Source organism: Lacticaseibacillus sp. 30 (genome assembly GCF_053819265.1).
On sequence record NZ_JBSOQX010000024.1, the window covers coordinates 1 to 18,416 of the forward strand.

At 46.0% G+C, this 18,416-nt stretch carries 17 protein-coding genes and 1 tRNA gene; 7 read left to right on the forward strand and 11 right to left on the reverse strand.

Annotated elements, in window-relative coordinates; translation table 11 throughout:
- The first annotated feature begins 86 nt into the window (after nt 1-86).
- Nucleotides 87-794 carry a putative zinc ribbon protein gene (locus ACWPAB_RS12880; RefSeq protein WP_016380288.1) on the forward strand — a complete coding sequence of 236 codons (708 nt, stop codon included), beginning with the start codon at nt 87-89 and terminating at the stop codon, nt 792-794.
- A gap of 192 nt (nt 795-986) precedes the next feature.
- Nucleotides 987-1,223, forward strand: coding sequence for a hypothetical protein (locus ACWPAB_RS12885; RefSeq protein ID WP_003572177.1), 237 nt, complete (start codon nt 987-989; stop codon nt 1,221-1,223).
- Here the strand turns inward: ACWPAB_RS12885 and ACWPAB_RS12890 are convergent.
- The gene (locus ACWPAB_RS12890; protein ID WP_016368286.1) at nt 1,207-1,827 is read right to left on the reverse strand and encodes a hypothetical protein; all 621 of its coding nucleotides are present in this window, start codon (nt 1,825-1,827) and stop codon (nt 1,207-1,209) included. The two genes, ACWPAB_RS12885 and ACWPAB_RS12890, sit on opposite strands and share 17 nt — an antisense overlap.
- A gap of 89 nt (nt 1,828-1,916) precedes the next feature.
- Between ACWPAB_RS12890 and ACWPAB_RS12895 the strand changes: the two genes are divergently transcribed.
- Nucleotides 1,917-2,177, forward strand: coding sequence for a hypothetical protein (locus tag ACWPAB_RS12895; protein WP_003573997.1), 261 nt, complete (start codon nt 1,917-1,919; stop codon nt 2,175-2,177).
- 112 nt (nt 2,178-2,289) lie between these two features.
- Nucleotides 2,290-3,459, forward strand: coding sequence for a site-specific integrase (locus ACWPAB_RS12900; RefSeq protein ID WP_003577897.1), 1,170 nt, complete (start codon nt 2,290-2,292; stop codon nt 3,457-3,459).
- 127 nt (nt 3,460-3,586) lie between these two features.
- On the opposite strand, the gene ACWPAB_RS12905 is transcribed toward ACWPAB_RS12900, so the two are convergent.
- Nucleotides 3,587-3,658 (reverse strand) — tRNA-Arg (locus tag ACWPAB_RS12905).
- 121 nt (nt 3,659-3,779) lie between these two features.
- Here ACWPAB_RS12905 and ACWPAB_RS12910 point away from each other — a divergent pair.
- A complete protein-coding gene (locus tag ACWPAB_RS12910) occupies nt 3,780-4,325 on the forward strand; it encodes a hypothetical protein (RefSeq protein ID WP_003577895.1) in 546 nt (181 codons plus the stop codon).
- A gap of 189 nt (nt 4,326-4,514) precedes the next feature.
- On the opposite strand, the gene cysK is transcribed toward ACWPAB_RS12910, so the two are convergent.
- The 7 genes from cysK to ACWPAB_RS12945 all read right to left on the reverse strand — a co-directional run bounded on the left by cysK (nt 4,515) and on the right by ACWPAB_RS12945 (nt 11,610).
- A complete protein-coding gene (gene cysK / locus ACWPAB_RS12915; RefSeq protein WP_003577893.1) occupies nt 4,515-5,444 on the reverse strand; it encodes a cysteine synthase A in 930 nt (309 codons plus the stop codon).
- Nucleotides 5,445-5,477: 33 nt separating this feature from the next.
- Nucleotides 5,478-6,293: a homoserine O-succinyltransferase gene (locus ACWPAB_RS12920; protein ID WP_455692703.1), complete on the reverse strand. Its 816-nt coding sequence runs from the start codon at nt 6,291-6,293 to the stop codon at nt 5,478-5,480.
- Between the two features lie 444 nt (nt 6,294-6,737).
- Nucleotides 6,738-7,637 (reverse strand): shikimate dehydrogenase, encoded by a 900-nt coding sequence (locus ACWPAB_RS12925; protein WP_003577889.1) that lies wholly within the window; start codon nt 7,635-7,637, stop codon nt 6,738-6,740.
- An 18-nt stretch (nt 7,638-7,655) separates the two neighbouring features.
- The gene (locus ACWPAB_RS12930) at nt 7,656-8,873 is read right to left on the reverse strand and encodes an MFS transporter (protein ID WP_003586896.1); all 1,218 of its coding nucleotides are present in this window, start codon (nt 8,871-8,873) and stop codon (nt 7,656-7,658) included.
- Nucleotides 8,874-8,906: 33 nt separating this feature from the next.
- Nucleotides 8,907-9,797 (reverse strand): shikimate dehydrogenase, encoded by an 891-nt coding sequence (gene aroE / locus ACWPAB_RS12935; protein WP_003577885.1) that lies wholly within the window; start codon nt 9,795-9,797, stop codon nt 8,907-8,909.
- A 96-nt stretch (nt 9,798-9,893) separates the two neighbouring features.
- Entirely contained in the window at nt 9,894-10,727 is an 834-nt protein-coding gene (locus tag ACWPAB_RS12940) for an SDR family NAD(P)-dependent oxidoreductase (RefSeq protein WP_003563502.1), read from the reverse strand.
- A 16-nt stretch (nt 10,728-10,743) separates the two neighbouring features.
- The gene (locus ACWPAB_RS12945; protein WP_003577882.1) at nt 10,744-11,610 is read right to left on the reverse strand and encodes a sugar phosphate isomerase/epimerase family protein; all 867 of its coding nucleotides are present in this window, start codon (nt 11,608-11,610) and stop codon (nt 10,744-10,746) included.
- Between the two features lie 154 nt (nt 11,611-11,764).
- Here ACWPAB_RS12945 and ACWPAB_RS12950 point away from each other — a divergent pair, with 154 nt between their 5' ends.
- Both ACWPAB_RS12950 and ACWPAB_RS12955 read left to right on the forward strand, forming a co-directional pair.
- Entirely contained in the window at nt 11,765-12,658 is an 894-nt protein-coding gene (locus ACWPAB_RS12950) for a LysR family transcriptional regulator (RefSeq protein ID WP_016381911.1), read from the forward strand.
- Between the two features lie 178 nt (nt 12,659-12,836).
- Nucleotides 12,837-13,340 carry a DUF1440 domain-containing protein gene (locus tag ACWPAB_RS12955; protein WP_003563498.1) on the forward strand — a complete coding sequence of 168 codons (504 nt, stop codon included), beginning with the start codon at nt 12,837-12,839 and terminating at the stop codon, nt 13,338-13,340.
- A 109-nt stretch (nt 13,341-13,449) separates the two neighbouring features.
- Here ACWPAB_RS12955 and ACWPAB_RS12960 read toward each other — a convergent pair whose 3' ends face one another.
- Both ACWPAB_RS12960 and ACWPAB_RS12965 read right to left on the reverse strand, forming a co-directional pair.
- On the reverse strand, nt 13,450-14,892 hold the full coding sequence (locus ACWPAB_RS12960) for an amino acid permease (RefSeq protein WP_003577866.1): 1,443 nt from the start codon (nt 14,890-14,892) through the stop codon (nt 13,450-13,452).
- Nucleotides 14,893-15,498: 606 nt separating this feature from the next.
- Nucleotides 15,499-18,033 carry a M1 family metallopeptidase gene (locus ACWPAB_RS12965; RefSeq protein WP_016380289.1) on the reverse strand — a complete coding sequence of 845 codons (2,535 nt, stop codon included), beginning with the start codon at nt 18,031-18,033 and terminating at the stop codon, nt 15,499-15,501.
- Nucleotides 18,034-18,416 lie beyond the last annotated feature (383 nt).

The window sequence follows — 18,416 nt, forward strand, 5'->3', positions numbered from 1 at the left end:
AATTAATTGTAGAAAGATGTTGATGTTGGATTATGACAAAAATATGCACATTATTAGATACTCAAGACTCTCAGATTTCTGAATGAATGAATCTGTTACCGGAAGACCAGGTTGATGCAGGGCAAGCATATGATGGTCTCGGCAACTCCGAAATTATTGATACTGCTTTTGAAAATAAGATATGGCAACTAAGTAAGTTTGCTGCCTTAAATCAACCAGTTTCAGTCGATATTGATGGGAAAGTATATGCCGAAATTAGGCAAACTAAGTACTTCATTGGAAAGATACCGAACGACAAAGTCAAAACATTCTCAGCCTTGTATCTAAATGACAAAGTGGAACTGTGGGTATCTATACACGGGGGGACATATAAACAAACAAGTACACGAAGCGATGGTTCTATTACTGTCAAAACTTATAGAGACCCAGTAACTTTAAAACTTATCGCCGAAGATCAGCAACCAGCTAAGACGCTCAACAATAATTCCGGTGAAGAATGGTCTGAAGTCGGCAAAAAAATGTACGCAGCAAAAAGAAAGCCTTATTGCCTGAATTGTAAACATCAGCTTAAAGGCGAGCGCTTTTGCCCCAACTGCGGGGCTAAAATAATTTATCCAGGTGAACATCAGAACGGTATGCCAATCAATTCATGGGAAAAAGTTGCCAATGGTGCTGATAAGTTTTCACAATCAGTTGACAAAACCGGGAAATTTTTTAGCGACTTCGGTTGTTCGATGACTTTAGGATGCACAATACCAATTATTATAATAATTATACTGTTCGGTCTTATTTAGTCCCTTCCCCAACGCAAGCGGCGTCTCCGTGCAAGCCGGAGAGTGGGGCTTGTGCCACATACCAAGTAAAGGATGTGAGTCATCATGCTAAAAAAGATAGTTGCCATCTTACTCATTGTTTTGTTGGCTGGCGCAACAACCGCTTGCGCTAGTGATCAAGACGATGATCAAAATGTCGAGCAGTTTAACTGAGTGTTGGCTGGATACAAAAAACCCCCGGCCGCTGTGGTCGAGGAGCAATTAGATTATGTGGAGGAAAAGAAATTGCAAAAAGACAACTCAGATAAAGCTAAAAGTTTGCCAGATAAAAAATCCGGCCTCTTTTTTGACAGAAATGTACAAAATCGTTCAATCAAATTAGTTCACAAAGACCCTGTTCCCCCCAAACCAAAGATGCCGGATTCGGCATCTTCTAAGAATAAGGATTGATTCCGATAATATAAATTTTCAATTGTCGGTCGAAGTCAATGATTTGTTCACTGTTTTGTGGAGACTCATCATATTTTTTCTGTGCCAATTTCACGGTCCAATCCTGTCCATATGTCATCAACCCGATTTGTTGAGTTGGGTCGTCGCTTCCAGGTAGGCGATTGGCGTAACCACTAGAGATAAGCTTGTCGTTAAAGTCGAAAATGATGACAAGCTTTTCCTCACTGTATTCTTTATTTTTTAATGCCTCAACTAGCGGCGACCCTGGCAATACGGTGGCAACGTGAAATTGTTCTTGTATCCATATCAGGCATGAATTTCCTAGCTTAATTAAGAAATAGTAAGTGAAGGCTAATGGAACAGACAAAATCAGCGTAACTACGAAAAGGCCAAATTCACTCCAGAAGCTGTGACCAACTGTTCCCCAGATTTGCTGGTAAATTGCGAGGCCACCAGCAGCATTCAGCATAGATATCAGAATCAAAGCGATAGTACGATCTGTCTGTCTTGCTGGCAAATCGAAATGAATAGCATCTAGCTTATCGAGCCATATGAAAGTCAAGAACCCAAGGATACCCGCTAAGATTAGTTGTTGCATTTCCATGATTTATACTCACCTAATTTCTTTTTGCATGAATTTCATTCACTTAATTATATCACAAAAAGCCACACAGATTGTAGGGGGTAAAGCCTATGAAACCAATTACAGTAATCTCTTATAAGTTTGGCGAAAAAACTTGGAAAAATTTTGAAGGAGAACCGATCAAAAAATATGAGCACTCAGTTCTCCTAGACATTTCAGACACCGAAGTCTTCACTGATAAAGAAAAAACAGAACTAAACGACAAGATCGTTGTCCCCTTTTCTAGAATTAGAGAAAAACGATTCATCAAAGATATTCCGCTCAGTAACGTAAACGAGGCACTTAACAAGAAAAAAGCAGGCAGGAAATAGCGCAAAAAGCGCCTACCCCACCGACCAAAGTGAACGGGTAGACGCCTAACAAATACTCGGAGTCATAAGGCTCTTTGTATACTCGATTTTACCAGAAAAGGAGGCAATTCGCATGGCAACATTTAGGAAACGCGGCAAATATTGGGAATACCGGGTTAAGTATACGGACTCCGCCGGTAAACAGCTGGTTGCTTCACACGGCGGGTATCGGCTTAAATCATCTGCGCAAGATGCTGCGGAAGCTGTAGAAGATGACCTCAAACGTGGTGGCGATCCATCAAAACAAGACGTTCTGTTACTTGATTATTGGGATCAATGGGCTGAAGCATACCGAATCAATGGCAAGTCAATCAACACTGTATACCGTTACAAACTTTTCAGAAAGCACCTAAAGAGCCGATTTGATGGCCGAAAGCTTAATTCTATTCGACCTATCGAATGGCAGAAATTTATTAACGATTTTGCTGCTGGCAAAGATCGCAAGGAGAAAACCACACGAAAGCGGCCACGTGAGCGTTCGAAAGATATCGTTACCAAGATGAACAGCTATGTTCGTGGGATGGTAAAAGCGGCAATCAATGAACGCATTCTATTTTCTGATTTTACCTTTGGAACGAAGACATCAGGCGTGTGCTCTAGTGGGAAAGTAAAGGTGCTAGACAGCCGTGATTTCGCTAAGGTTAAAGCAATTGCTATTGAACGGGCTTCGTACCGCAATATCGGGGCGCTTGCTGTTTATATTGGCTCGATGACTGGCATGCGAATATCTGAAGTGTTGGCTTTAACTTGGCCTGACATCGATACTAAGCTCTGCGTCATTCACGTTACGCGTTCTTGGGATCATTTGTATGGAACAGGATTCAAACCAACTAAAACTGATTCGTCAGTTCGCGACATTGAGATATCGCCCAGCGTCATTGAGCTTCTTAATAAGATCCATCAGGAACAAGCAGCATCTTATCTTCGTACTGGATATCGTGACGAAGACCAGATGATTATGCGTGATCCACGTCACAACGTGATTACAGACAGCGCATGTAACAAAGCCCTGCACGTCATTCAGAACAAAGCTGGGATCCCTGAAGATAAGCAGATCACCTTTCACGGGTTGCGTCATAGCCACGTCAGCTACTTGATCAGCAAAGGCGTCGACATCTATTATATTTCAAAGCGGTTGGGTCATTCAGACGTGACTATTACGATGAAAGTCTATGGTCATTTGTTAGACTCACAGAGAAAACAAGAAGCACATAAGGCCGTGTTATTCATGGATCAGCTATGATTGTGTTTGTCCCCTTTTTGTCCCCCGAAAAATAAAAACAAAGTAACTCTAAAGATACCTAAATTGCTGTAAATATTGATACATAAGCTTTTTAAAAATCTAAAATAACCTAAAGAAAGCTAAATAATGCCTCCACCGGGATTCGAACCCGGATCTGTGGTTTCGAGGACCATTATGCTATCCGTTGCACCATGGAGACTTATAACTCCCATTATAGCCATTCTCGAATAATTTGCATCGTCCTATTGCTTCGAAATCTTCAAAGCAGTAAACTTTGAAAATTAAGTTCTACCTTTATAATCCTGAATAAGAGGCCCCCTATGTCACAAATAATACTACTCATTGCTGCATTGTTTTTCTTCACTCGTCATGTCTTTCGTTTCGAAAGAATCTCACGGTTAACATTAGTTATCATACCCGCTTATACCTTAGTGACCGGTATATTATTAGTTTCTCACAAGCGGCCTACCTTTTTGGCACTTGCGGTAACCATCTTGATTGGTGCCATTCTGGGCTGGTTTCAAACAACTGGTCTAAAAATCCACGTTTCTCAAAAACCTGATGTCAATGGCCTTCCTATCATTGAAATTCGCCACGGATGGCAATATTTGGTAGGCTGGATCGTGATCTTTATTTATGGTCTTGGGTTTGCGTTGCTATCAGGATGGCATGTGGATGTTTTATCGGAACTTAGTGAGGAGATTGAAAAAGATCTTTTCGTATGGAAGAACTTTTCCTCAAGCACATGGAACATCATGATCATGTCAGCCACAGCTAGTCTGGTCTATACATGGCGACTGTTGCAGAAAGAGCCAAAAATTCAAGCCGTCATTTTCAAAGGAACCCGTCTTGATCATCATGACTAAAGTAAAGAAAGAATCACGGACTGATGCCCATGATCATCAGTTGATGCATACTTGCATTTAATTAGTTTATCAAATGGTCCATATAATTTTTATCCATATAAAAGTGGCCCGATAGCTGACCTTTGTCAGATACCGAGCCACTTTCATTTCATGTTCTATTTCATCAATGCCAGCTGTAAAATTGTACCTTTAATCTTCGAACTTAAACAGGTCCGTTGACAAGTACCGTTCACCATTATCCGGCGCGACTGTTACCACACTCTTACCTTTGCCAAGTTTCTTAGCAATTTCAATGGCACCGAAAATATTGGCGCCGGCAGAGATACCTGGCAGGAAGCCTTCTTCGTGGCTAACGTGACGAGCCATGTCGATGGCCTGGTCGCTGGTGACTTCAATAATGTCTTGGTATAGGTTGGTATCCAAAACGTCTGGGATGAAGCCAGCGGAGATACCTTGGATCTTATGCTTGCCGCCGTGCCCTTCTTTGAGCATTGGTGACTCAGCTGCTTCAAGTGCATAAATTTGCACCTGCGGGTTGATTTTCCGCAACGCCCGGCCAACCCCGGTCAACGTGCCACCTGTGCCGACGCCGGCAACGAAGGCGTCTGGGGTGCCGCCATCAAAAGAACGGATGATTTCTTGACCGGTGGTGCGCTCGTGCACATCCGGATTAGCCGGATTTTGGAACTGCATCGGCAAGAAGTAACCATTTTCCTTGCTGAGTGCCTGAGCTTTTTTAATCGCACCCGGCATGCCATCCGCCCCTGGTGTCAGAATCAATTCGGCGCCATAGCCCCGCATTAACGCACGACGTTCAACACTCATCGTTTCTGGCATCGTGATGATCAGGTGGTAGCCTTTAGCCGCGGCGACCAAAGCCAAGCCGATGCCAGTGTTGCCAGATGTTGGTTCAACAATGGTGCCGCCTGGCTTCAAAACGCCCTTGTATTCGGCATCTTCAATCATGGCCAAGGCAATTCGGTCTTTGACAGAACCGCCGGGATTAAAGAATTCAAGCTTCACATAAACATCTGCTGCATCTTCTGGGACGACACGATTTAGCTTAAGCAAAGGGGTGTTGCCAATCAAACCGGTAATATTATCTGCTGCTGTCACCATATTAAAAGCCTCCATATTAGTTGATTGATTTTCCTAATGATTGTCATTGCGATGATCCGCGACATGTTGAATCCAATTGTCAAAAATCGTTCGTTGCGTTTTCTTCCAATTGAACTTGGGATGATAGTAATCATTTTTGTGATGATAATAATGTTTAGCGCGAACATAGTCGATCTCTGGATGAGCAGCGACTTCACGCTTGTATTCTGAATCCAATCCCCACCGATCGTATTCGATGTGTGAAAAGACGAAAGTTTGCGTATCAGTCGGTTCGGTCACCATGAAGAGTTTGCCCTTCGTCGTTGTCGCGTTAATCGTGAGCCGCGGATCGGCATGAATACCGCGGACATCCATTTCGGCATAGCGTGCATGCGGCGACTTGAAGTCATTTTTGAGTCCCTTCAAAAGTGGGTGCGGCTCAAGAATGGTTTGCGGATAAACGCCAAAAAGTTTATGCGGCAAGATTAGCTTGCTGATGCCAAAAAAGTAATTCAATGCAACCATCCCACCCCAGCAAAGATAGAGCTGATTAGGGACATGCTGACTTAACGTTTTCAACAAGGTTCGAACTTCGGCGATATAATGCACTTGATCAAATTCCAAGGTTTCAATCGGCGAACCGGTGATGATGAACCCATCCATCGTCGCTACCTCATGAATGTCCAGCGGATCGAGGATTGAACTGACCGCTTCCGGCACCGTCCGTCCGGCGTAATGGGTCATGGGGTAGTAAAAATGCAAATCGACCGGTATGTCAGTGTGCGTCAAAACATGCTGTAGCCGAGTTTTGGTGTCAGCCTTATCATGCATGACGTTCAAAATACCGATCTTGAGTGGCGATTTTTCCAAGGTTCACCTCCTATTCCCTCATAATGACTAATTAACCTTAAAAGAAACTTTGCGCGTGACCGTGGGTAAGAAATCCCACATGTGGTCATTTGCCCGGACACATCAGGTGGATACCCTGACCGTTCGACTGGTGCCAACATCGTTTGAATTCAATGAGGTATTTCATAGTATCCTCCCTTTCAGTACTTATATACTAACTAAATGTAAGGCCAATAACAACCTTTGACGTTGATATATTCGCGAATACTTTTTATTCAATTAGCAGGTGACCGCATGCCCACTCAGTCAGCTTAGAAAACGTTGGCACATGGCCACAGAATGCAAAAAGCCCCGATGTCAGTGTGCCACTGGCATCAGGGCTTTTTTACAAGATTATCTTCTTTTTTGATTTGTCGAAATGACGATTTTAAGCGCGTGGCTGACTGCTTGAATTCGTCTTCTTGCTTACGAGTGCGCGACTGCCGCCGGTTCACCAAACACCGTCTCGCGAATATAATCAACTGGCATTTGTAGGCCTGTCCACAGATGGAAGGCGGCAGCGCCTTGATTGATCAGCATGTTAATGCCGTTATACACGTGGTTCACACCGGCTTCTTTAGCGAGCTGCATAAGCTTGGTTTCGCGCGGTGCATAGACCGTATCAAACACGATCGTCTCTGACGTAAACCAATCGCCATCAGGCACATTACTAACAGTTTCTAGCGGCTTCATCCCCGCGGGTGTCGCATCAACATAGATAACTGAATCCGAAATGCTAGCCTTTAACGCCGGTTGATCATCGAGTGCAAACAATGTCGCATGGCCTTGCGTTTGGTCATTAATGATGGTCACATTACGTTCGGCATTTTGCCACGAAGCATCACGACGATTAAAAATGTTGATTTCCCGGACACCGTCCAAAGCTGCTTGAATCGCAATCGCTGTCCCCGCACCGCCAGCTCCTGCCAGTGTCATTTGCTCGCCGCGAATATCCAAGCCATCGTTGCTCAGTGCTTGCATGAAGCCTGTGCCATCGGTGATATGGCCGGTCAGCACCCCGTGGTCATTGACAATGGTATTCACGGCACCGATCAATTTTGCGGCCGGCGATAGTTTGTCCAACAACGGTATGGCCTTTTGCTTATTCGGCATCGACAAATTACCACCCAAAAAATGCAGGCTGCGCATGGCTTGCAAGGCGTGTGCCAATTCAGGTGCATCAACATCGAAGGACAGGTAGGCATCATTTAACCCAAGTTTTTCAAATGTTGCGTTGTACATTGCTGGCGACATCGAGTGGCCAGCAGGATGCGCCAGTAAACCAGCTAAAACGGTGTGACCGTCAATTTCATCTTTTAATGACATGTTCCGAACTCCTTTTTACTAATGGACTTGTGAAACTGCTAGCACGTGCTTTTCCTGCGTCTTCACGACCAGTGCTAAACCGATGCCGACAATCGTGATGACAATATTCAAAAGAATGATCATCCGTGGTGCCGCATCGCCAAAGGCCTTGGTCAACCCGGCAGCGGCGGATAACACCGCATAGTTGGCAATACTCGAAGCAATCATGACCAGCGAAGTCGCCGTGCCTTTATGACTGGGGAAGAAACTGATAGTTGTTGAGGTGGCAAGTTGCAACACACCGCCAGCCGCGGCATAACCAATCACAAAACTACCAATGAAAAGAATGACCGGCGTCTGCACAAAGTAGCACAAGGCTAACATGACCACCGCAATCGTCGGATACAGGATCAAAACGGTGCTTTCTTTTAACCCGGCTTTGATCAGACGAGCCGTCAGCAACACCGCAATCCCAGCACCAACGGCGTATAACGATTGCAGCGTTGCTGGATTTTTAACCCCGTAAGCCGCCCCTAGTTCCTGGTTGCAATTCAACCAAACCATGAAGGTGGTCGAACTGGTGAAGCCAATTAAAATGGCCGCCACAGACCCAATTGAAAAATGCATTTTTTCAGGCGTGCCAGCTGCATTCAGCTGTGGTTTTTCCCGCTTAGGAAATGGGAAAACGATAATGGCAATGGCATCGGCAGCCAGCGCCACGCCGCAGATGATGAAGATCGTCCGAAATGACAGGCCAGCCGCCGCAACGCCGCCAATGAAGAACGGCAAAATAAACTGCGCGGTGACCACAGCGAATTTTGTCAGAAGATTGGCAATTGACGCCGATTCCGGAAACATTTCCATGAGACTCGGGGAAACACAGGTGTCCAAAAATGAATTCGCCATCCCATTAAGAATACCGATGAGATAAGCCGCCCAGAAACTATTGACCGTGATGATGCCGATGAAGAAGATCACATACAACCCGATCCCAATCGTCCCAGAAACCTTCCGGCCAAAATGATCCGACACTGGCCCGGCAAACGGATAGGCAATCAAGCGACCTAACCCGAACGCCGCAATCACTGACACGACCATGCTGACGTCAACGGTGCCATTGCTCAGTTGTTGCGCACCCCAATTCGAAGCAAACTGCGCCTTATACTGACTTAGAATGGAAGATGCGATTCCCAGCATCGCATAGGAAAAATACAGTGCCAGTGCACCCGGCAAAAAATGATTACGTTTGGTTTTCATCGTTCAAGTTGCCTCCGTTTTTAAACGTGTTCCCTACACCAGAGACCGGTCTGGTTCACGCTCTTCTTCAAATGCCTGATATGCCTTCACCGGCATGTCCTGACCAGTCCACAATTGATATCCGGCTGCGCCTTGCCAAAGTAGCATGCCTTTACCCGGTGCTGTTTTTGCGCCAACTTTTTCAGCATCTTCAATCAACTTTGTCTTCAAAGGATTGTATACCGTGTCGGCCACCACCAAATCTGCGCGTAGGAAACTCGGATCAACAAGGGAAACCCCATCGTCTGGTTTCATGCCGACAGTAGTTGCGTTGACAAGAATATCGGCGTCCGCAATCGCTGCTTTGAGCCTGTCAGTATTTTCCAACTGAACCACATCTACTTTGACAGCAGGCGCTGCCTCGGCCAACTTCTTGGCGGTCGATTCAGCACGTGAATAGAATTCATCCTGGCGATTAAAGATGGTAATCTGTTTCGCACCATCTAACGCCGCTTGGACTTGAATGGCAGTCGCGGCGCCACCAGCACCTAATACCACCAAATGCTTGCCTTTGATATCAATTCCGTGTTCCTGCAAATTCCGAACAAATCCGATGCCATCCGTGATGTGACCGATCAATTTGCCATCATCATTCACAACGACATTCACCGCACCAATGATCTTGGCAGCAGGCGATAACTCGTCCATCAAAGTTGCTGCTACATTTTTACACGGCATCGTGACGTTGCCGCCGCGCATTTTGAAAAGGCGCATGGCATTCAGTGCTTCTGGCATCTGCCCCTTGGTCACGTCAAACGCCACATAAGCTGCATCAATTTTTTGCTTTTGAAAACTGAAGTTATACATTGCTGGCGAGCCAGAATGACCAACCGGACTGCCCAGCAAACACAACAAACCAGTCGTTCCAGAAATCCACGTCTCCATGTTCAGTGCCTCCATTAAGTTCATATTTTCACGAGCATTTTGAAAAGAAGAACCTGACCCAAGGTGCGATCAAGTTGCTTCTATCAATATTGCAAATTACTTGGCAGCTTGGTGCGCTTTAATCGCGTATTCACGCCGACCACCCGGCTTCGGAATCATATCTTGCATCATGATGCCCAGCCCGCCATCAACTCGCAGTTCATCACCGTTTGTGTAATCGGAACGGTCACTGCTCAAGTAAAGGACAGCATTAGCGATGTCATCCAAGTTGCCAATCCGGCGACTGGCAACTAAGTGCTCACGGCCGTCCAACACGTTAGGATCCTTGTAAAAATCAGCCGACATCGGGGTCTTCACCAGACATGGCATGACACAGTTGCTGCGAATCCCAAACTGTCCCCATTCAGCGGCCATTTGCTTCGATAACATATTGACCGCAGCTTTGGTTGTGCTGTACGCCCCGCTGTATGTCTCTGGGAAATCAGCCGCAACCGTTGAAATATGCACCATCGTCCCATGATGTTGGGCAATCATTTGCCGACCAAATCGTTGTGACATCAAGAAATAACCAGTCAAATTAATATTCACAGCCGTCTTCCACTCATCCAAACGCAAGTCCTCAAACGGTGAAAAGCGCAAGATAGCGGCCGTGTTCACGAGAATATCCACTTTGCCAAACTCAGCCACAACCGCTTGCACCGCAGCATCGACTTCATCTTCATCTGTCGTATCGGTTGCCACTGCTAATGTTTGAACGCCATATTGATCAGCTAACTTCTTAGCTGCTGTCTGAATCGCATCTTTCTTAATATCAACCAAGACAAGCTTCGCCCCATGCTCTGCAAAGGCTTCGCAAAAATGAGTGCCCATACCGCCAACAGCACCAGTGACAACGACAACTTTGTCTTTCAAACCTAACCAATCAGCCATAAAAATTACGCTCCTTTTAGTGTGTCGCAACAGTTTCCTTCAAAATTTCCGGCCATGCCGCCTGCAAGGTTTTCACCGTGGTGTCGTAAGTATATTTGGCAACCCAGTCAATCCCTTTGGCCATGTAGTGATCAGAAATGACTTCAACACCAATCACTTTTGGATCCACGCCAGCCTCTTTAATCATCTTGATAAACTTTTCAGTCCGATCTTCAAACCCAGTTCCCGGTGCTAAGCGATCGTGCATCGACTCGTCACGCAAAATGGACTTTGCATATGGCCGCTTGTAAGCATCATCAAGTTGAATTGAGATAACGCGCTTAGCTTGTTCCTTCGTCAGCAAGTCGAACGGCTGGTCTGCTCGAACCCAGTGCCACATGTCTAACAACATCATCACATTCGGAGCACCGGCGCCTTGGAGAATCGCCCAAGTCTTCTTCAAATCTGGCATGCCGCTATATGGCATCGGTTCGAGGGCAATGATGAGATTACCAGCCAAAGCTGCGCGATGTGCCAGTTCCTGCAACTTCTTGGCCGTGAAGTCAACTGGATAGCTTTCCATCAAACCGGTGTTGATATGTTCAACGCCAAACAAGTGACACATATGGAAACAGGTTTGCTCCTTATATTTTTGCTCGTATGTCCGCGGTTCTTCACACCATTGCACGATGTATTCAACCTCGGTGCACTTGATATGATACTGATCAAGAATGTCGAGAATCCCTTGATCAGTTAAGCCTTCATTCAGCGCATCGACGTAGGTTTCGGCGCGTAAGCCGATGCCATCGTACCCAGCTTTTGCGGCTGCTTTAACGCGATCTTCGAATTTGCATTGGTCGCCTAATGTCCATGAACTAACGGTAATTGGATGAGTAAGTGTCATGATAGTGCCTCCCAAAATGATTTGTGATTAATTTTTCAATCTTGTTTACAAATTGAATTGTATACGGTTGCACAAGCGACTTCTAATTCATTATAATGAGGGTGCTTATAGCTGGAGGCTATCGTTCAGGTTAAGCCTTCATAGGAGGACCAAAATGAACCTTTTTCATCTGCGATATTTCGTTACATTAGCCAAATCACAGAACTATACCCGTGCTGCCCGCCAGTTAAACATCACCCAGCCCAGCCTGAGCAATGCCATTCATGGTCTTGAAGCCGAACTGGGCCTTGCCTTGTTTGTGCGACAAGGACGCAACGTTGTTTTAACTTCGGAAGGCCGCGAGTTCAGTCGCATTGTGGATCACTCGCTAACCATCCTCGATAGCGGCATTGAACAGCTGCAACACCAAAACAACGAGCAAACGGTGATTAAACTGGCCGCCTTACGTACCCTCAGCACACGCTGGGTCCCTGGCATGGTACGCGAATTCTTACAAAACAGCCAACAAGATGTCCGTTTTGAATTCACGAACGAAAACGGGCTATCACCACAAATTATTCAAGGTTTACGCGCTAAACATTATGATATTTGCTTTTGCTCAAAAGTTGACGAGCAAGAGGATATTGCCTATTTTCCAATTGCTTCTCAGGCACTCGTCGTGATCACGCCGACTGATCATCCCTTGGCTACTCGCAACCAGATTGAACTTAGTGAAACCTTGGCCTTCGATCAAGTCACCTTCTCCAAAAGAAGCGGCCTCGCGCCCATCATCCGCCAGCTTTTTGCCGAATGCGGCGGCCAACCACACAGTGTGTACGCCATTGAAGAGGATGAAGCCGTCGCGGGTCTCGTTGCAAACGGCTTCTGCATCGCCGTTGTCCCCAATATGCCACTTCTTAAAACGCTACCCGTTAAAATCATTCCGCTTAGTTTTCCAACTTGGCAGCGTATTTTTTATATGGCAACTTTAAAAGATCACTACCAATCCCCAGCCGCCAAAGACTTCATTGACTTTGTTCATGCCCATCATGCGGACATTCGCCAGTAAAGTGTGCCTGACGCATCAGGTCAATAGTCTGGCGCTATTATTCGTTAAAGGCTGCGGTGCACTAATCAAGTTCGCGCCATTTTAACGGAAAGCCAAAACTAATAAGATCGGACCATGCTAAATGCCTGTCGCTGTTCTAAAATGGAAGTGTTCAAGACATTTTCAAGGAGGTCATTGCATGCGTACACAAACAAAAACATCTGTCATGAAGCTTGCCGCGGTTGGCGCCGTTGCCGGTTTAGTATCAGGACTTGTCAAATTAGGCTGGGAAAATATTTTGCCGCCGCGGACACCTGAACGTGACGCAACCAATCCGCCGCAAACATTCCTGCAGCAACACGGTCTCACCGCAGCACAAACCCATGCAACTTACACTTATTCAGACCATCAGATTCCTTGGGTCAGCCTCCTCATACACTTCGGCTTCTCATCAAGCCTCGGTGCGCTTTATGCTGTCGCCGGCCATTATGTACCGCTTTTTAAACTTGGCTATGGCAGTATGTGGGGCCTGGGCGTTTGGGCAGGTGCCCATTTGTGGGCAATGCCGGCACTGAAAATTGTGCCTGCCGCTAAAGATCAACCGGTTGAGGAACACTTATCCGAAGCAGTCGGTCACATGGTTTGGAACACGGTCAATCAGATCGTCATCAGTGACATGCTGCGCGAAAAAAGCGGCAATTAAGTGATGCATTCAGCTTCAATGTAAAAGCGTTAACTAAAAAGTCTGTGCTGACACCCGAACCTTCGGCATGCCAACACAGACTTTTTTTACTATGATCAATTTTTATTTACTAAAGTAACCGAGCTTCATCCCGTCGCGCAATGAACGGCAAAATAAGTCCCAATGCCAGGAAAATAACTGGCGTAATGATGTTTAAGCCCATCTGGAACCACCAAGTCCCTGGATCGTTGAGATAATTGATTTTCGGCAACATTCCCAACAAGCAGGCCAAAGCGGTAAAAAGAAAACACCATCCGCCTATAATCATGCCCACGTGTTTGTTTTTAACAAACATGTACTCTGCTTGGAATTTTTCCAAATGCTTATTAAGCAAATAATAGGCAAGGAAAACCCACAAGTAGCGTAACGGCATCACGACTGAGTTCAGATTTAACAACCACTTATACAGCTCGTTCATATTGCCAATACCAAGCGCTGGCACAATAATCAGCAAGCTGACTAGAATCCCTGTCAGCCAGTAACCATTGATCGGCGTGCCTTTTTTATTCAGATGACTCAGCTTCTTTGGAATAAAATGCGGATCAGCATCACTTAGCAGCATTTTCAGCGGCGCGTCAATCGAAAAAGCTAAGGCTGAAATGGAAGCGAGCGCGTTGGCGATGGCATAGAGAATGACGAAAATATTGCCAACATGATAATAACTGCCCAGCATCGCGAAGGCGGTATACGGTCCATTGGCCATCAAATCGGTGGGAATCTGGTTGCTGTTAAACAACATGCCCATGCCAAATGACCCGAGCAAGGCACAAAAGGCAACCATCCCGGCAAGCACTAGCATCCCCGTTGGAAATTCCTTGGCCGCATGTTTCGTGTTATTGACGTACGGAGAAATTTTTTCCGCGCCGCCAACCGCAAAAACCAGCATCGAAATAGTGGTGAAGTAATTCAGATCAAACTTCGGCAAGTAGGTATGAATGTCGCCCATATCCGGTGTGGCCACATGCACGCCTTTGACCATGAGCGGTGCAGTGACAGCCAAAATGATAAACAAAATCGACATCAAGAACATCGCCGTACCTGCCATACTGCCGATGCGATTCAAAGTGGTTAACCCACGTGACGACAGCCATAAAAATAGCAAGAAGAGTGCTAAACAAATTAAGGATACGGTCATTGAAGAGACGGTATTCACGAAATTGCCGTTGCCTTTAAACAACCAGCTCAACGCAATCAGAATGGCTTGCGGCTTTTGAGCTAAGTATGGAATATGAACAACCCAATAGGTCCAAGCAGCATAATAGGCCAACCTGACCGTACCGGTTTCTTTGATCCACGAGCTAACCCCACCGGCTTGATCCTTAAAGGTGGAGCCGAGTTGACCAACAATCAAAGCATATGGCACAAAGTAAATCGCCATGATCAAAATCCAGCTTGTCACGACGGAAAGGCCTTGCTGAGCGTAGTTGTTGAACACATTGCCTAAGCCCCAGACCGAGACGAATGCAATTAACGCCACGTTATACCAGCGCAGTTGTTTCTTTGTATCTGCCACTAAAAATCCCTCCAAACAGCCGCCTGTCCATCAATCAACAGCGACTCGCTTTTCAGTGTAACGGTTTAACCCGTTTTCTTTCCCGTGAAATTGTATAGATGAGGATTAGATTTTTCTTAAATTAACGTTGTGAATTAACCATTATAAGCTATGAAAAATGTGAAATGAGCGTTGGGCTTTATCTTCGTGGCCAACAATCGCAGGAAAATCAATTGGCTAAAGACGCCATGCCGTGCCAAACTCCGCAATCTCCGGTCAGATGGGGCTGCCGACGCGTAGCTAGAGCTGTGACGGCGCTTCGAGCCCAAAAACCGGTCTCGAAGTCGCCTAACAACATCAGCGACAAGCCCAGTCGCTGTGTTGTTTGCACGGCTGAGCCCCATCTGGCCTACGACAGCTCCGCCTTGGCACTGGTGTCTTCATACCCCATCAAATTATTCATGAAACAGAAAAGTCAAACAACTTATGATATTTTTCGCAATACTACCCAATACGGATAGTTATTCGCCCTTATTCGTCAGTTATAAGTTATGTTCCTGCATGTCACACAGAAAAACCGCCACCTATTTTCAAAGTGACGGTTTGCAGATATTGGATTAAAAATCTTTACTTAACAGCTTCTGCCACAGCAGCCTGAACAGCCTGTTGCTCAGATTGAATCAGGCTGACGCGACTGGCAATCACACTGGTGTCCATAGTGATCTCCCGCGTCAGACCCGGTGTTTGCAGCTTTGGTTCAAAGAAGGCCTTGAACTCCGTCAATCGTTCAGGCGTACGGAAAACGCTAGCGATCACAGTGATATAGGTCGTGAATTCCATATCGCCGCCAACGGTTTTTTCAAGCCACTGCCATTCATTGCGAATCCAGTCCCACGCAGCTTGCTCGCCAGCATGGTTATTCAGAACCCCGCGGAACCATGAACGCAGATCCTGTGGCTTAATCGTGTCGGCATCCTCAAACTTATCAACCAATTTGGCAATTTGCGTTGGATCAGTTGTACTGGTCAACGCAGCCAGAATATCAGCTTTATAACTGGAATCTGTCGTTTGCGTGTAGGCTTTTAGCAGCTGATCAAATAAGTCTGCATTGCCAAAATGCTTCACTTCATTTTCCAAAACGAACATCCGGATGTCAGCTGGCAAAGCAACCAATTGTGCTTGATTAGCTGTAAACAACTCATGTCCTTGCGCAATCGCGTCTGGATTCTTAGCATATAACGCCATGCTCAGGATGTATGGACGGGTCAACTGATCATCAATGCTTTCATCAGCTTTCGGCGTCCATCCAAGGCGATCAAGCTGTCCAGCACTGAGCTTGTCAAAGAATGCCTGTAACTGCTTTTCAGCGTCTGAATCAGGTGCTACAAACTTCTTCAAGTCGCCAGCTACGCGGAACAAAGCATCCATGACAATCGCGCTGTGGCTCGCAGCAAACCGCGGCAGCAATGGCACAATATTGCCGTATGAATTCTTACGACCCTCAGCTAGCAGCCGCAGGTCTTGGATAATCTGCCGCTGGTCAATCGCATTCAGCTGATCCACATTGGCTAGAATATCGGTCATCAATTGTTCATCGTACTGAACAATGAAATGCGAGTTGTTGCCAACATTGACGCGGAATGGTTTGCCATTTTCCTTGCGTAATTGCGCATAGTCGCCAAGCGTAACCTTTTTCTCGGCAAAGATTTGGGGTGCCACAGCATAGTTGCTATTCAGCGGGATCTGCCACTGGCGGCCGACATCTTTGCCAGCACCAATGAAGAATTGCTGTTGCGACAAGGTCAGCTTGCCGTCCACCACAGCTGCAGTGACAACTGGATAGCCCGGTTGCTCCAACCATGACTGCATAATTTTGCCAACGTCCAGATGCGACGCCTTACCTAATGCCGTCCATAAATCAGCGCCGGCTGCATTGCCAAACTTGTGAGCTTCAAAGTAAGCTTTTAAGCCAGCCCGAAGCGCATCGTCGCCAATCAGTGCTCGCACCATGACAAGCATCCGCGCACCTTTTGCATAAACAATGGCGCTGTCAAACAAGGAATCGATTTCGGCGGGATCTTCCACCTGCACGTGAACCGATTGCACGCCATCTGTTGCATCACGTTGCAAGGCCATTGGTGCTTCAAGGGTTTGGAAAGCTTCCCAGATATGCCAATCAGGCTGCAAGGCATCCACTGCGACATATTCCATCATGTTGGCGAAACTTTCATTCAACCACAAATCATCCCACCACTTCATGGTTACCAAATCGCCAAACCATTGATGGGCCAATTCGTGCGCAATCACCGTTGCCACGCGTTGCTTGGTTTCGAGGGAGGTATTGTCCGGATCAATCGTCAGCAACGCTTCACGATAGGTGACCAATCCCCAGTTTTCCATCGCGCCAGCCGAAAAGTCCGGTAGTGCCAACTGCCAAGAATGCGGCAATGGGTATGGGGTTTGATAGAAGTCTTCATAGAATTCAATCGACCGCTTGGCAATGTCCAAAGCAAAGTCTAACTCGTTTGGTTTGTGGGCCTTGGTAGCAAAAACGCCAATCTTCACACCGCTCTTAGTCGTGGTTTGTTTATTTTGCAGATCGCCAAAAGCAAACGCGATCAGATAAGTCGACATCCGCACGGTGGTGTCAAAGTAATGCACACCATTTTCTTCGCGAATTTCCGGCATATTGCTGATGATCGTCTCACCCGGCTGTTCGTCGAATTTGATAGCCAAATCAAATGTCGCCTTGGCCTCAGGTTCATCAACGCTTGGAAAAGCCTGACGGGCAGCGGTTGTCTCAAATTGTGTCCCAATAATCTGCTTTTTGACTCCATCAACTTCGTAATAAGACGGATAGATCCCCATCATGGTATCCGTCAATGGTGCCGTGTAGTCAATCGTCAGCGTCACCTTTCCGGATTGGGGCAAAGTGATGCGAATCGCTTCTGCAGGATCATCAATCGTAAACGGTACATCCTGACCATCGGCCTGAAGGGCACTCACCTTCAGATACTTTTGATGAAGGGCGATCGCGGTTTGCTTCGCCTCACCAGTAATCGTTGTTTTCCCGGTAATCGTTTTGTTTGCCCGGTTAATAGCCAAGTAAAGCTCATAATGTGCCGGTTGAAATGCCTGATAAAAATGCGTTGCTTCAGTCATAATTTCCTCCTCGAATTGTAAGATTACGCTCATTATACGCCAAGCCAGACGGTTACGGGGTTGCCAAGTATCGAAAAGCTCACGGTGTCGGTTGAAATCGACAGACTTATTTCTTTTCGCCAAAAATCGGCTCAGCGACTTAAAAAAATTACATGCGTGAAAATACGGTTATTGAACTTGCGTGTCAGGCCGTTTCTCAACTGATCGTGTCCGCAGATATTAACGATAATTCAATTTTTAAATGCTGCTAAATAACCTTTAAGATCCTCAGTTATTTAGAAATTCAATTGTCGATTAAAAGTCAATTAATATAATGCGAATTGTTTATTTTAACAACTAGCTAACATACTAAAACCAATTTATTTTATTTTTCTAATGGTTGA

Excerpts from the sequence above, each read along its gene's own strand:
- ACWPAB_RS12880 (WP_016380288.1), top strand. The coding sequence starts at position 87 with ATGAATCTGTTACCGGAAGACCAGGTTGATGCAGGGCAAGCATATGAT.
- ACWPAB_RS12890 (WP_016368286.1), bottom strand. The coding sequence starts at position 1,827 with ATGGAAATGCAACAACTAATCTTAGCGGGTATCCTTGGGTTCTTGACT.
- ACWPAB_RS12895 (WP_003573997.1), top strand. The coding sequence starts at position 1,917 with ATGAAACCAATTACAGTAATCTCTTATAAGTTTGGCGAAAAAACTTGG.
- ACWPAB_RS12900 (WP_003577897.1), top strand. The coding sequence starts at position 2,290 with ATGGCAACATTTAGGAAACGCGGCAAATATTGGGAATACCGGGTTAAG.
- ACWPAB_RS12910 (WP_003577895.1), top strand. The coding sequence starts at position 3,780 with ATGTCACAAATAATACTACTCATTGCTGCATTGTTTTTCTTCACTCGT.
- cysK (WP_003577893.1), bottom strand. The coding sequence starts at position 5,444 with ATGGTGACAGCAGCAGATAATATTACCGGTTTGATTGGCAACACCCCT.
- ACWPAB_RS12925 (WP_003577889.1), bottom strand. The coding sequence starts at position 7,637 with ATGTCATTAAAAGATGAAATTGACGGTCACACCGTTTTAGCTGGTTTA.
- ACWPAB_RS12930 (WP_003586896.1), bottom strand. The coding sequence starts at position 8,873 with ATGAAAACCAAACGTAATCATTTTTTGCCGGGTGCACTGGCACTGTAT.
- aroE (WP_003577885.1), bottom strand. The coding sequence starts at position 9,797 with ATGGAGACGTGGATTTCTGGAACGACTGGTTTGTTGTGTTTGCTGGGC.
- ACWPAB_RS12940 (WP_003563502.1), bottom strand. The coding sequence starts at position 10,727 with ATGGCTGATTGGTTAGGTTTGAAAGACAAAGTTGTCGTTGTCACTGGT.
- ACWPAB_RS12945 (WP_003577882.1), bottom strand. The coding sequence starts at position 11,610 with ATGACACTTACTCATCCAATTACCGTTAGTTCATGGACATTAGGCGAC.
- ACWPAB_RS12950 (WP_016381911.1), top strand. The coding sequence starts at position 11,765 with ATGAACCTTTTTCATCTGCGATATTTCGTTACATTAGCCAAATCACAG.
- ACWPAB_RS12955 (WP_003563498.1), top strand. The coding sequence starts at position 12,837 with ATGCGTACACAAACAAAAACATCTGTCATGAAGCTTGCCGCGGTTGGC.
- ACWPAB_RS12965 (WP_016380289.1), bottom strand. The coding sequence starts at position 18,033 with ATGACTGAAGCAACGCATTTTTATCAGGCATTTCAACCGGCACATTAT.